Raw genomic sequence first — 15,223 nt, 5'->3', positions numbered from 1 at the left:
TCGGGTCGTCACAGCGCAAGAAGAGGACGGTAGACAGTGCGGTCGACGTCGGGAACCGCAAGACCGGAAAGGTCGGGTTCCGCGCCGGGATGAGGTGACAGTGTCGGCGACCCGGCGACGCGCAGGCCCGACTCGATGGCGCCGTCCATGTATCCGCACCAACCGAGTGCGAGGTCGTCACCGCAGAACTTGACCTTGCCGGACGGTTCGTTGATGGCGCGGTGCAGCTGCGTCAAGTGCAGGGGCCGACGATACGCGGGGCCACCGAGAGAGAATTCCTCCGCTTGCCAGTCGCACACCATGTAATCGCGCAGCGACGCCGTCGGGATCATCTGGTGAACCGCCGCCTCGACCTCGGCGGGGTTGTCGAAATTCACGCTGTCGTCGATCGTGAAGGCCACGACGGGAGCGTTCTCGTTGAGACGCCCCATGATGGTGAACGTGTAATCCTCGGGCGCCTCGACGATGAATCGATCCTCGGGCAGAGCGAGGTCGAGCCAGAGTTTGCGCTGGCGGGGCACACCATAACCCTGCTGAGTGGCGTCACGGTGTGTTTGCGGAAGCCGGGGTGTGAACGTGATGTTCTTCCAGACGTTCACCGGAACCGCCATGATGACCTCGGGCGCCGTGTGGGAACCACCGCCGCGTGTGGTCACCGTGACCCGGCCATTGTTCTCCGACACCGACTCGACCGGCGAATTCAGCTTCAGGTCCGGCTTGCCGTCGGCCAGGATCGCGTCGGCGAGTGCGACGGTGCCACGCTCGATACGGAAGGTGTTCACCCCGGAGAATCCTGTGTAGTTCCAACCGGCCAATGCCCACCATTGGGCCAAGTGCAGCATCGACCCGCGCGCGGTCGGCGCCCCGTACATGCCGGTGGTTCCGGTCATGCGCATCTCGTCCTCGGGCGGGTAAGACAGCTGGTCCAGGCGGTCGCGAAGGGAGAGCCGGTCAAGTGGAGCGATGAGGTCTTCGCGCGCGAACGGATCGTACGGCTCGGGAAAGTAGTCCTCGGAGCCGTCGAAGAACGGGGTGAACAATTCTGCCTGGCGGGTGTAGGCGGTGACCGGATCGAATTCCTCGAAGCCGTCCGGAGTCGGCATGAGGACTCGTTCGGGCCCCTCATCGGCGACGATCTTCAGGTCGTATCTCGATGCCTCGCGCCAGGCGTGCGGCTGGAGTGGATCGAGCCATGCACCGCCGCGCTCGATCTGATGGTCGTTGAACCGATCCGTCCAGGCGCGGCCGCCGATGCGGCTGCGCGCCTCGAGGATGAGCACCCGTTTCCCCTTGCGCCGGAGCTCTCGCGCCGCTGTGAGTCCGGCCAGGCCGGCACCCACGATGATCGTGTCGTAGTCGGATGACCCCCTGGACTCGGTGGATTCGGTGGCCGCGGCCACCGCCGGCGTCACCAGACCCACCGCCGAACTCGCGACGGCGAGGCCGCCCGCCTTCAGTATGTTCCGTCTTGACAGGTGCCGCCCGGTCAGTCTGCGGCGTCTTCCGTTCTCAGACATTGTTTCCCCCGAGATGAACTGAAATTTCAACCAGAAATCAACGGACGCCGGAACGAGCCATCGGACGGGTCTCGCCGGTCCTGGACCGATCGCTCGTTCCCGCGTTCGCGTTCATTCATGGAACCGAGGTGGTCGTAGCCCCGTGGACGATGTGATCGTCCACCTGCCGCCCGCCCTCGGCCCCGCGGCGGCGCGGGGATCGCCGATACCGGCCGGCCCGGTCTGCCCGTGGGCCGGCATCGGCGTCCGCAGATGCGCCGCTTCACCCGATGCGGGCGGCTAACGCCGGGACCGCCCGCTCACACGACGGTGCCGGCGGTCTGACGGCGAGGGTTCACGCCTTCCGGCGGAATTGCTTGACCATGGACGCGTAGCTGTTCTCGGCGTCCCCCTCGGCCACGGCCCGGTTGACCATTTCCAGGAAGAACTTCGGCAGGTCCGAGTTCACGCCCAGGGCCTCGCTCTCCTCCAGGAGATGCCGCATGCCGCCCAGGTGGACGTTGATGGTCGCATCCGTGGGCGGGAACTCTCCGGAGTCGACCTGTTCGGAATACGCCCCCACGTAGTTGGAGCTCACATTGATCGCCGTGACGGCCATGTCCGCGAACGTCGTCGCCTTCACCCCTGCCGTGCCCAGCAACGCCGTGGCGTGGAGGAAGCTGTTGAGGACGCCCCACATGATCGTCAGGACGGCCATGTCGTACAAGGAGGACAAGCCATGGTCCTCGCCCAGGTACACGGTCGCGGCGTCACCGAGGACCTCAAGTGTGGACTGGTGCTCCTCGAACGCCGTACCCGAACCGGCATAGAGCAGTGTTGCCGAGTCGCCCCCGATATCCTGCGGAACGGCGAGGATCGCGCCGTCCAGGTACGCCGCGCCGATCCCCTTGGCCCACTCCGCCGTTTCCCGCGCCTGAGTGGAACTCGCGGTGGTCAGGTTGACCAGAGTGCGCCCCTGCAGCGAGGAGCCGATCGGGTCGAGCAACGCGTGCACGGCGCTGTAGTCCGACACACAGACGACGACAAGCGGGCCGGCCTCGACGGCGTCCTTGACCGATTCCGCGAGGACGGCACCCTTGCCTACCAGCTCGTCCGCCTTTCCCGCCGAGCGATTCCAGACGGTGGTCGGGTGGCCCTTCGCGAGGAACGCGGCCGCCAGGGCCTGGCCCATGAGGCCCAGCCCGATGACGGTCACCGGCGATTCAGAGGCAGAAGAAGTGGACACAGGTAGTTCTCCATAGCTCGTGCGGCATACGCCGCGATGGGTGGTGGTGGCCGGTCGGCTGTCGCCGGCTACTTTTCGTCGTCGGCGGCCCAGGGGCCGCTGACACCGAACGGGTTGTCCACGACGTAGCGCCAATAGCCGTCTTCGCCCTTTCTGAGGACGTCGATCGCGGAGCCTTCCAGATGTTCCTTCTCGCCGTTCTCGTCGAGCGCTTCCATTTGCCAATCGACCACGAGCATCGCGGTGTCACCGACGACCAGCCGCTGGCGAATCTGCGCGTCTACGGTGGGCTTACGGGTCTTGAGGAAGTTCGCGACGTACACGCGACGGTCCTCGCCGTAATGCGGGTTTCCCGGTTCCCATACGCTGACCGCGCCGTCAACGTACATCGCGTTCACCGCATCGACGTCACCGGAGTTGAAGGCGACTCCGAAGATTTCCTGATGTTCATCGATATCAGAAGCCAGAAGCTTCTTCCCGTCGACCAACGTTTTTCTCCATCCGAAAAGTAGACAGGTGAAAACCAGCTGGAATTTCTGACAACACGCTAGTAGGGACCCGACCTCGATACGTTCTCGCTTCAGTAATCACGATGCCGAGGTTCACGATTACCGCGTCGTGACAGCCCGGGTCGGCGTGACACGGCACGTCACTCGGCAGCGAACCTGGCTACTTCTGCCCGAACATCGGGTGTGGCCAAGGACGACGACGAGTCGAGCAGGAACGCCACCCGTGCGTACGCGACGAGGAGGTCGTCATTGTCCGCCGCCGCCGCGAGCAACTGATCGAGGTAGTCCTGCTCGGCTTGCTCCTCCTCTGTCAGGTCCCCGCCCACGCCCGGAAACACACGGTCCGCCCCGGTGGTCAGCCGCCACACGTGGTCGATGGCCGAATCCGCGAGTTCGGCGAAGAATTCGTCTGGCCGCACCGGGCCCGGCCGTGCGACATGTTCGCGCAACACCCGCGCGCCCAGCGCCGCGACCGTCATGCCTTGCCCGTACACGGGATTGAAGCTGCACACGGCGTCACCAACGACCAGGAGACCGTCGGGGAACGACGCCATTCGTTCGTACCGGCGTCGGAGGTTCGCCGGGAACCGGTAGGTCAGCGGTTCTCCCAACACTTCCAGATCGTGTACGGCGTCATGGATGTCGCAGGCGGCCAAGGACTTCAGGAAGTCGTGGAAGTCCGCGGTGTCGCGCGGGGGGTAAGCGCCGGCGAAACCGTAGCCGGTGACCACCACACGGCCGTCCTCGACCTCGGCCAGCAGCGCTCCACGCGGAATGGCGGCGGTGCCGCCGATGTCGATCGAAACGTCGTTGGACAGGCGATCGCCGGACACCCGGTAGTACTGGGTGGTGTATCCGACGTTGATGGTCAGCCGTTCCTCGTCAACGCGCGAGTAATCGAGATCGGCGAGCCATTTGGGCGTCCGGGTTCTGCGGCCCGTGGCGTCGACGACAAGGTCGGCGGTCAGGTCCCGCTCGGAATCGCCGTCGGCGATCCGCACTCCGACCACCGCTCGGGCGTCCCGCGTCGTGATCAGTTCCTTGCTCTCCGTCCGCTCCAGGAATGAGACGTTGCCCCGCGCACGTACGCGCGCACGCACCCGCTTCTCCAGGTGCGACCTGCTGACCGACAGCAAGGGCAACCCGGACTCGGGTTGCGGCATGTGCACGCCGTTGACGACCCATCTCACGTCTTGTGTGCCGTCGCCCGTCACGGCGCCGTTCCGGGCCAGCTCGTCGACCAGGCCGGGGATCAACTCTTCGAGGGTCAAAACCCCTGCCGCGAGCAGGTTGTGCAGGTGCCCGCCGTGCGGAACGCCACGACGGTTCACGCCGTGCCCCGTGGTGTTGTCCTCTCCGACCAAGTCGTCTCGGTCGATGACCAAAACCTCGGCGTAGTGGTCGGCCAATACATGCGCCGAAAGCAAACCGGCCATGCTCCCGCCGAGGACGATCGCGCGGTCGCGATCCGATGTCTCCATGCCTGGTCACTCTCCTGTCTGTGCTTCCCCAACGGGCGCGGGGAAGTAGCCCACTCGGACAAAGAAGTCGACGTACCTCTGGAACAGGGCCCTGTCGACAGGCGGGCACTCGATTCCGGTGCCCGTCAACGCGCGTTCGGTCTCCGATACGTCGATCGGGGGGTACGTCGACACGCCATCACCCCGGTTCATCCCCTCGAACGAATCCAGCAGGGGGACGACTGCGTTCGCGGGGTCCGCGCCCACCCGCGCAAGCCATGTCTCCCAGTCCAGTTCGACCAGGCCGAACCCGGCAGAGCGCAGGTGGCCGACGAACTCGGTGAAGGTCTGGTCCTGCCGGTTGAAGAAGTGGAACGTCCGGTTCGCCGTGTCCTCGCGCAGCGACAGATGAACGATCGCGGAGCTGACGTAGTCGACCGGCACCATGTGGACGACTCCGGCGAGGCTGCCGGGGACCGCACCGGTCTCCAGCAGCCCTTTGAGGCTCAGCCAGACGAAGTCCTTGGTCTGGCAGGCACCGGTCGATCGGTCGCCGCACACGACGTCGACCCTGTACACCGATACCGGAATCCCGCGCTTTCGCCCCAGCTCGATGACCTGTTCGGCCACCCATTTGCTTTGCAGATAGCCGTTGTGCAGCAGCTCGCCGTGCCCGGTCGGATCGCCGGCCTTCGCCGGGGCGGCGTCGGCGCCGCCCGCGGGAAAGACGCCGGTGGTCGACACGTAGTGAACCGGAACGGTTCGGTGCGCCGCGGCCAAGCGCAGCACCTCCCTCGTGCCGCCGACGTTCGCGTCCGCCAGTTCGGAGTACGGCTGGAGCCAGCTCACTCGCGCGCCCGCGTGGTACACGGCATCGACCCGACGGGACAGGTCATCGAACTCGGTCTCGGCCAAACCGAGCGCTGGGGCGGACAAGTCGCCCACGACAACGGAAAGGCGTTTCGGATCGACATCACCGCGTACCAGGTACCAGTCGAGGTTGTCGTACAACCTGCGCGTGGCTTCCTCGTGGCCGCCACCTCGGACGAGGCAGTGCACGTGTGCCTTCGTGGAACGCATCAGCTCGCGCAGCACGAACGCACCGAGGAATCCGGTCGCCCCGGTCAGCAGGACCTCGTCGGGATCGGTGACGACCGGCCGGGTTCGCGAATCCGCCACGACGTCCGCGCCGAGATGGATCTCGCCGCTGAGATCCCCACCGGAGGTTCTCGAGGGTCCTTCGATCTCGGGCAGCAGAACGGCGCAGACGTGTGCCGCCAGTTCTCCCGGGGTCGGATGTTCGAAGACCAGGGAGGGCGATAGTTTCACCCCGGTCACGTCCGCGATCCGGTTGCGCAGTTCCACCGAGGTCAACGAACTGAACCCGAGGTCGGCGAAGCGATGGTGCTCTTGGACCGCGCTGGTGGTTCTGTGCCCGAGTACCAGCGAGATCTCGCGGAGGACGACGTCGGCGACGATCTCATGCCTGCGTTGGGAGGGCAGGTCCGCCAACCGTGCGGCCGTCAGCTCCTCGTCGACGACCGCACCGTCGGCGTCCTGCACGAGACGGCGCAACATCAGGGGCGACCGCCTCCCGTTGGAGCGCACTGCGGCAAGGTCGACCGGTGTAACGACCAGAGACGCTCGATCTGCGCACAGCGCGCGGTCGAGCAGCTTCGGTCCGGTGTCCTCGGTGATCGTGAGCAGACCGGCACGGGCGATGCGGTCCAGTTCACCGCGGCTGAGATGCCCGCTCATACCGCGTTCGTGGTCCCACAACCCCCAGGCCAACGACACGGCGGGCAGCCCAAGTGCGGCGCGGTGCTCGGCCAGCGTGTCGAGGAACGTGTTCGCGGCGGCGTAACCGGACTGGCCGGCGCCTCCGATCACGCCCGCGACGGAGGAGAACAGCACGAAAGCGTCCAGCGCGCAGTCGCGGGTGAGCTCGTGGAGATTCCACGCGGCATGGATTTTGGACCGCAACACGGCGGTGACACGGCTTGCGGTCTGGTCGGCGACCATGCCGTCGTCGATCACGCCGGCCGCGTGGACGACCCCGGTGAGCGGGTGCGCGTCCGGGATGGTGGCCAAGAGCGCCGCGGCCGCGTCCGGGTCCGCCAGGTCGCATGCCTCGACCCGTGCCTCGGCGCCGAGACCGGAGAGCTCGTCGACCAGCTCGGCCGCGCCCGCTGCGGTGCTCCCGCTGCGGCTGACCAGCAGCACATGGCGCACGCCGCGTTCGCGCACCAGATGCCTGGCGAACACCCCTCCCAGCGCACCCGTGCCACCCGCGATCAGGACCGTGCCGTTCGGGTTCCACGTCGACACGTCACCGTTCGCGGCGGTCGTGGCCAGGCCCGGTGTGAGCGTCTCACCTCGGCGAACGGCTACCTGCGGCTCGCCGGAGGCGAGAATCGACGGCACATGCGTGACCGACGCCGGGTCATCGTCCAGATCGATGATCACGACCCGTTCCGGTTCCTCGGATTGCACGGTCCGCAGAAACCCCCAGAGGGGCGCGGCGGCCACGTCGGCACCGGCTCCTTCGCCGGCGGTGACCACGGCCCCACGGGTCAGCACGACGAGCGGGATGTCGGCCGTCCGTTCATCGGCCAGCCATGTCTGTACCAGAGCCAGCACCCGCTGGACGAGGTGCTCCGCCCGAGCCGGCACATCTGCGCCCTTCGGCGGCACAGCGGAAACCACCAGCGCGTCGTATGAGCCGAGCGCGTCCAAGGCCTGAGCCACCCCGCCGAACTCTGCGGCGGCGACACCGTCCGGAACCTCCGCGCCATCCAAGCGCAGCAGCCCCAGCGAGGGCATCGCGCTCGGTTCGGCCATGGCCGACGGCGCCCACGCGACCCGGAGAACCGAATCGTCGGCGCTCGCCGGGCTAAGACCGTCGGCCTCCGCGGGAGCACCGGCCGTCTCCAGCCAGAACCGCTCGCGCTGGAACGGGTAGGTGGGCAGATCGGTCCAGCGCGCGCCACTCCCCTGGAAATAGCCGTCCCAGTCCACGGGAGTTCCGGCCGCCCACAGCTCTCCCAGCGCGCGCACCGCGTCGTGCACCTCGTCCGGCACACTGCGCACGGCGGGAACCGCGGCGACCAGGTCGCTTTCGACGACCAGCGCGGAGAGCACCCCGGCCGGTCCGAGCTCCAGGGCGGTCGTCACACCCTTGTCGGCGAGAGTGCGGACCGCGTCGTGGAAGCGCACCGGGTTCCGCGCCTGACCGACCCAGTACACCGGTGACCGCAGCTCTCCCTCCGTGGCCGTCCTGCCGGTGACGGTGGAGACGATCGGGATGTTCGGTGCATGCCAGGTGACGCCGTCCAGGATCCGACCGAATTCATCCAGCATCGGATCGATGTGCGGCGAGTGGAACGCATGGCTCACAACGAGGCTTTTGGCACGTCTCCCCCATGCCCTCACCATGTCGGTGACACGCTCGACGCCGTCCGCGTCGCCGGAGACCACCGTGGACTCGGGGCCGTTGAGCGCGGCGATGGCGACCCGCCCGCCGACCTGAGCGAGCACCGGACCGAGCTCGGCCTCGGTCGCGTGCAGGGCGGCCATCGCCCCGCCCTCAGGCAGCCCCTGCATCAGCCGGCCCCGTGCGGTGACGACCGTCACCGCGTCCGGCAGTGACAACACACCGGCAACGTGCGCGGCGGACAACTCGCCGATGGAATGGCCGACGAGGTAGTCGGGCCGGACACCCCAGCTTTCGAACAGCCGGTACAGAGCCACCTCCAGTGCGAACAACGCCGGCTGGGCGAACCCGGTCTCGGTCAGCCTCGCCTTATCGGCGAGCACGTCGGTCAAGGGCTGTTCGAGGTGTGAATCCATCGCTGAGCACACCTCGTCGAACGCCTCGGCGAACGCGGGAAACGCTGCGCGCAAGCGCATACCCATGGCGACCCGCTGAGCTCCCTGGCCGGTGAACAGCATCCCGAGCCTGCCTCCGCTCGCCGCCATGGCCGGGCGCACACCGCCGGCCGCTACCCGCCCCAGGCCCGCGAGCAGCGTGTCGGTGTCGGAGCCGACGACGACGGCCCGGTGTTCCAGTGCCGCGCGACCGTTCGCGGCCGTGTACGCCGTATCCAGCAGGGCCTGCTCAGGCATCTCCTGGAGCCGACCGGCCAGACTGCGTGCCTGTTCGGCGAGAGCCTCCCGGGAACTCGCGGACAGGACGAGCGGCAGCGACGCGGGCGGTTTCCGCCCCATCGGTGCCTCGGACTCGGCCGGCGCCTGTTCCAGGATCAGATGTGCGTTCGTACCGCCCACGCCGAAACCCGACACGGCGGCCCGGCGCGGACGTCCGAGTTCCGGCCATGGACGGTGCTCGGCCAGCGGTTCGACGGTCCCCGGCGACCAGTCCACGAGCGGCGTCGGTCGGTCCAGGTGCAAAATCCGCGGCAGCTCACCGTGCCGCAGTGCCTGCACCATCTTGATCACACCACCCACCCCGGCCGCCGCCACGGTGTGCCCGATATTCGATTTCAGGGAGCCCAGGTACAGCGGTCTCTCCGGTGTGTGGCCGGCACCATAGGTACTGAGCAGCGCCTGGGCCTCGATGGGATCGCCGAGCCGCGTCCCGGTGCCGTGCGCTTCGACCACGTCGACCTCGGACGCGTCCAACCTCCCGCCGGCGAGGGCCGTCCGGATCACCCGCTCCTGGGCCGGGCCGCTGGGAGACGTCAAGCCGTTGGACGCGCCATCGGAGTTGACGGCCGACGATCGCAGAACCCCGAGCACCCGGTGCCCGTTGTCGAGGGCATCGCCGAGCCGTTCCAGCAGGATCAGCCCGACCCCTTCCGCCCAGCTGGTGCCGTCGGCCGCGGCGGCGAAGGACTTGCACCGGCCGTCGGGGGCGAGACCGCGTTGTCGGGAGAAGTCGACGAATCCGCCGGGGCTCCCGACGATCGTCACACCCCCGGCAAGGGCCAGCCGCGACTCCCCGCTGCGCAGTGACTGGCTCGCCAGGTGCATGGCGACCAACGACGACGAGCAGGCCGTGTCGATCGTCATGGACGGGCCCTCGAAGCCGAACACGTACGACAGCCTTCCTGCGGCCACGGCCCCGAGCTTGCTCGTCAGCTGGTAGCCCTCCGACTCGGTCGGTCCGGTCAAACCCAGGTAGGACTGTTCCACCGCGCCGACGAAGACGCCGACGTCAGTCCCTCTCAGCGGGGCGGGATCGATGTTCGCGTGCTCGAACGTCTCCCATGCGGTCTCCAGCAGCACCCGCTGTTGCGGGTCCATCACCAGTGCCTCGCGGGGTGCGATGCCGAAGAAGCCGGCGTCGAACTCCGTCGCCCCGTCGAGGAAACCGCCTTCGCGCGTGTACGTCGTGCCGGGGGTGTCGGGATCCGGGTCGTAGAGCGCGTCGACGTCCCATCCCCGGTCGGTGGGGAAGTCGGTGATCCCGTCGCGGCCGTCGGCGACGATCCGCCACAGGTCGTCGGCGGACGCCACGCCGCCCGGGAACCGACACGCCATGCCCACGATCGCCAATGGTTCCGACCGGCCGGACTCCAGTTCAGCGATGCGCTGCTTGGCCTTCCGCAGGTCGGCGGTGACCCATTTCAAGTAGTCCTCGAGCTTCTTCGTATCCGCCATGAGAGCGTTACCTGTCCCCTGAGGTCGGGCGGCCGTCAGCTGGGGCCGCGGCCGAGTTCGTTGTCGATGAAGTCGAACAGTTCGTCGGTGGAAGCGGACTCGAGCAGATCGCGCTCGTCCGATGTGGCCGCCGACCGGGATTCGGTCTCCAGCCACCGGGACATCAGGATCTGGAGCCGCACGGTGATCACGTCACGATCGCTTTCGACCTCAGCCTCGACGGCGAGCGCGGTCTCCAGTTGTTCCAGCGCGGCGAGCACCGACGAGGGCTCCTTCGACGACACGGTCTCAAGCGTCAGGTTGTCGAGCACGACATCGGCCAGCAGTCGCGGCGTCGGGTGATCGAATACCGCGGTCGCGGGGAGTTTCGCCCCCGTGAGGCCGTTCAACCTGTTCCGCAGTTCGACAGCGGTGAGGGAATCGAAACCCTGTTCGCGGAACGCGGATTGGGGATCGACGGCGGAAGAGTCGGTGTGCCCCAGGACAGCGGCGACCGTGCGGGACACGACGTCGAGCACGTGCTCCTCCCGCTCGGTACCGCTCAACCGCGCCAGCCGTTCGGCGAACGACCGCGTGTCTTCGGAGGCACGCTCTGTCTCGGGTACCAGTGCCCTCAGCAGCGGAGGCACCCTGTCGAGCGCTCGCACGGCCGTCAGGTCGAACGGCGTCGCGGTCACCGCGGGCCGACCGGTCACCAGAGCCGCGTCGAGCAGGGCCCCGCCGTCCGTGGCCGGAACAGTGCGGAATCCGTCTCGCGCCAGTCGGCGGCGGTCCTGGGCGCTCATGCTCTCGTTGATGCCGCCGTCGACATCCCACACGCCCCAGGCCATCGACACCGCGGGGAGCCCCAGTGTGTGGCGATGGTGCGCCAGTCCGTCGAGGAACGCGTTCGCCGCGGCGTAGTTCGCCTGGCCGGGGCCTCCGAACAACCCGACCGCGGAGGAGAACAGCACGAAGGCCGACAGCTCGTACCCCCGGGTGAGTTCATGCAGATGCCGCGCACCGTCCGCCTTGGCGCCGAGCACGGTCCGCAACCGTTCGGACGTCATGTCGGAGAGCAGGCCGTTGTCCAACACGCCCGCCGCATGGATCACACCGGTCAGCCGTTGTTCGGGCGGGATTTTCGCGAGCAGTCCGGCCAGCGCGTCCCGGTCGGACACATCGCACCGGCTGACGGTGACGTTCGCACCCAGTTCCGCGATCTCCGTGAGCACCTGGTCGGCGCCGTCCGCGGGCACCCCGGTACGACTCGCCAACAGCAGGTTGGTGACGCCGTGCACCGTGACCAGGTGCCGAGCGATCGTGGCTCCCAGCATGCCGGTGCCACCCGTGATCAGAACCGTGCCCCGCTTATCCCAGACCGGGGCTTCCGCTTCCCGAGCGGCGGAAGGCCGGAGCCGACTCAGCCTCGGAACGAGGACCTTCCCGTCGCGCACGGCGGCCTGCGGCTCGTCGGCGACCAGTAGGGCCGACAGGAGCGACGGCGGAACGACCACCGCGTCATCGTCGACGTCGGTGTCCACGAGCACGAACCGGTCAGGGGCCTCCGCCTGGGCCGACCGGATCAAACCCCATATCGCGGCCGCGTTCGGGTCGGGTGCTTCACCGTCCTTGACCGCGACGGCACCCCGAGTCGCGATGATCAGGCGGGTGTCGGCGAACCGCTCGTCGGCCGTCCACCGCCGGAGCGTATCGCATGTCCGCGCGACGGCATCGGGCTCAACCGCCGTCAAGGGGAGCACGAGAGCCTGAACATCGACGCCGGATCGCACTGCCTCGCCGAAAGCGGAGAAGTCGGCGTACGCCTCGATCCCCTCCCCCGCCCGCTCACCCAGAGTCGCCCAAGTAACCGGCCGAGCCGATGGCCGGACGGCATCCGGCAGCCAGTCGACCCGGTGCAGGGCCCCGAGCGGGTCGGGCTCCTCGGTTCCACCGCCGACGTCGGACTCGGTCGGCGGGGCCGGGTCGAGCCAGTACCTCTCCTTCCGGAACGGGTACGTCGGTAGATCCATGGCCTGCGCGCCCATGCCGGCGAAGAACGCCGCCCAGTCGACCGGCACACCGCGCGAGTGCAGGACGCTCAGCGCGTGGACGAGGGTCCGTGGCTCCGATTGGTCCTTCCGCATGGCGGGAACCGTGACCGCGTCGTCGACCGAGGCCGCCGCCATCGCCGAGAGGACCCCGTCCGGTCCCAGTTCGAGCAGCGTGGTGACGCCCTGTGCCTCCAGCGTTCGCACGGCGTCGCTGAAGCGCACCGGCCGCCGGAGCTGCTCGACCCAGTACTCGGGGGAGGTCCACCCGTCACCGGATTCCACCTCGCCGGTGACGGTCGAGACGATGCCGGTGCGCGGGCGGTGGAATGTCAGACCTTCAGCGATCGCCCGGAACTCGTCGAGCATCGGATCCATCCGATGCGAATGAGAGGCCCGCAGGATGGGCAGCACCCGGGTGGAACGGCCGCGGTCGCTCCATACCCGGGCAACAGCGTGGACCGCGTCTTCGTCCCCGGAGAGCACCACCGCCCGAGGACCGTTGATCGTGCCGATCACCGCGCGCCCGTCGGCGTCGAGCGTCTCGCGCGCCTCGTCCTCGGTCGCCTCCACCGCGATCATCGCCCCGCCCTCCGGCAGAGCGCGCATCAGCCGTCCACGGGCCGTCACCAGCACCGCCGCATCGGACAATGACAGGACTCCGGCCAAGTGGGCCGCGATCAGCTCTCCGGTCGAATGGCCGACCAGGTAGTCCGCGCGAACCCCCCAGCCCTCCAGAAGCCGGTACAGCGCGACCCCGACCGCGAACAGGGACGCCAGGGTGTAGTCGATCTGATCCAGCTCGTCACCCGACTCGATGACGGACCGCAACGGCCTGGGCAAGTGTTCGTCGAGAGCCACGCACACCTCGTCGAAAGCGTCCGCGAACGCCGGGAAGGCCACGGCCAACTCACGTGCCATACCGGCCCGCTGCGCCCCGCCTCCGGTGAACATGAACGCGAGGCGCCCCTCGCCGCGGGCGTCGACGATCGTGTCCGGACCGCCGTCGGCCAGCGCGAGGAGGTTCTCGACCAGTTCCGAGCGGTCGGCCGCGACCGCGACCGCGCGGTGCCGCAGGGCCGAGCGCGTGCGGGCCAGGGAGTAGGACAGGTCGAGCGGGTCGGGACCGGTGCCCTCGGCGACGAGCGCACCGATCCGTTCGGCCTGGGTGCGCAACACTTCCGGCGTTCCGGCCGAGAGGACGTACGGCAGTACCGGCGGAGGTGGGACCGTCGCGGCGGCCACGTCCGGTTCCGGTGTCGGGCTCGCCTCCTCGACGATGAGGTGGGCGTTGGTGCCGCTGAACCCGAACGCGGACACGCCGGCACGCCGCGGCCCCTCGCGGGCCGGCCAGTCGCGCGCCTCGGTCAACAGTGAAAGCGCACCGCCGTCCCAGTCGACGTGCGGGGTCGGTTCGTCGGCGTGCAGGGTCCTGGGCATGACCCCGTGTCGGATGGCCTCGACCACCTTGATGACACCCCCGACACCGGCCGCGGCCTGGGCGTGCCCGATGTTCGACTTCAGGGACCCGAGTCGGATCGGGTCATCGACCGGCCTTTCGGCACCGTAGGTGGCGAGAAGCGCGTTGGCTTCCAACGGATCGCCCAGCGGGGTACCCGTGCCGTGCGCCTCGATGAGGTCGATGTCGGCGAAGGACAGTCCCGCGGTGGTCAGCACCTGACGGATCAGCCGCTCCTGCGCGGGGCCGTTGGGAGCGCTGAGGCCCGCACTCGCACCGTCCTGGTTGACGCCCGAGCCCGAGATCAGGGCGAGCACCCGGTGTCCGTTGCGACGGGCGTCCGAGAGCCGTTCGACCAAGAGCAACCCGGCGCCCTCCGACCACCCGGTCCCGTCCGCCGACGCGGCGAACGACTTGCACCGGCCGTCGGGAGACAGCCCGCGCAGGCGGGAGAACTCGGTGAACACGTCAGGAGTCGACATGACCGTCGCACCGCCCGCCAGCGCGAGATCGCATTCGCCGCGGCGCAGGGCCCCTGCCGCGAGATGGATTCCGACCAGAGACGAGGAGCACGCCGTGTCGACGGTGACGGCGGGGCCTTCCAGACCGAAGACGTAGGACAGCCTGCCGGAGGCGACGCTGCCCGCGCTGCCGGTGTAGAGGTAGCCCTCGAACTCCTCGAGCGGAAGATGGGGACGTGCACCGTAGTCGTGATACATGGTGCCGACGAACACACCCGTCCGGCTGCCGCGAACGGAGTCCGCCGGGATCCCGGCCCGTTCGAAACACTCCCATGCGGTCTCCAGCAACAACCGCTGTTGTGGGTCGGTCGCGAGCGCTTCCCGCGGCGACATCCCGAAGAACTCCGCGTCGAACCGGTCCGCGTCGTACACGAAACCGCCCAGGTCGGTGTACGACCTGCCCACCTCGTCCGGATCAGGATGGTAGAGCCGGTCGAGCGGCCAACCCCGGTTCTCGGGAAACGAGGACACCGTGTCCACGCCGTCGGCGACCACCTGCCATAACCGCTCCGGCGAATCCACTCCGCCCGGATAACGGCAGGACATCCCCACGATGGCGATGGGATCGCGCTCCCGCCGTTCCAGTTCCCGTACTCGCGCGCGACTCACCTGCGCGTCGGCGACCGCGCGTTTGAGATACCGGCGCAACTGCTCCTCATCAGCGGACACGTGCGATCAGCTCCCCCACCGGCCGGCGGCAAGCGCCGACGGACTCCTCGATACCCTGCACGACCATCGTCCTCTCGCGGAGAAGTAATCATCCAAATCTCCGCAGCACCGATTGTGCGACGAGCGGAGTCACAGATCGGTAATCACTCGGCCTTGCCGGTTTTCGTGGGTTCTTCCAGATCGATGAGCAGGCAATGAGTGCAGCGTTACT

The 15,223-nt window shown here is 68.2% G+C and carries 6 protein-coding genes; all 6 read right to left on the bottom strand.

The genetic code is table 11. The features are described 5' to 3' along the window. Positions 1–8: 8 nt before the first annotated feature. Positions 9–1,517 carry a flavin monoamine oxidase family protein gene (locus ACWGSK_RS09055; protein ID WP_452455592.1) on the bottom strand — a complete coding sequence of 503 codons (1,509 nt, stop codon included), beginning with the start codon at positions 1,515–1,517 and terminating at the stop codon, positions 9–11. Between the two features lie 334 nt (positions 1,518–1,851). Continuing rightward, the gene (locus ACWGSK_RS09050; protein ID WP_452455591.1) at positions 1,852–2,742 is read right to left on the bottom strand and encodes an NAD(P)-dependent oxidoreductase; all 891 of its coding nucleotides are present in this window, start codon (positions 2,740–2,742) and stop codon (positions 1,852–1,854) included. A gap of 68 nt (positions 2,743–2,810) precedes the next feature. Further along, a complete protein-coding gene (locus ACWGSK_RS09045) occupies positions 2,811–3,230 on the bottom strand; it encodes a YybH family protein (protein WP_452455590.1) in 420 nt (139 codons plus the stop codon). A 161-nt stretch (positions 3,231–3,391) separates the two neighbouring features. Further along, complete coding sequence (locus tag ACWGSK_RS09040) at positions 3,392–4,732, bottom strand: NAD(P)/FAD-dependent oxidoreductase (RefSeq protein WP_452455589.1); 1,341 nt, start codon at positions 4,730–4,732, stop codon at positions 3,392–3,394. 6 nt (positions 4,733–4,738) lie between these two features. Further along, positions 4,739–10,333, bottom strand: a complete 5,595-nt coding sequence (locus ACWGSK_RS09035) for a thioester reductase domain-containing protein (RefSeq protein ID WP_452455588.1) — start codon at positions 10,331–10,333, stop codon at positions 4,739–4,741. 35 nt (positions 10,334–10,368) lie between these two features. Next, positions 10,369–15,012, bottom strand: coding sequence for a type I polyketide synthase (locus ACWGSK_RS09030; RefSeq protein ID WP_452455587.1), 4,644 nt, complete (start codon positions 15,010–15,012; stop codon positions 10,369–10,371). Positions 15,013–15,223 lie beyond the last annotated feature (211 nt).

It is taken from the genome of Nocardiopsis sp. NPDC055551 (genome assembly GCF_053619415.1).
This window is presented reverse-complemented; position numbering and strand designations above follow the sequence as displayed.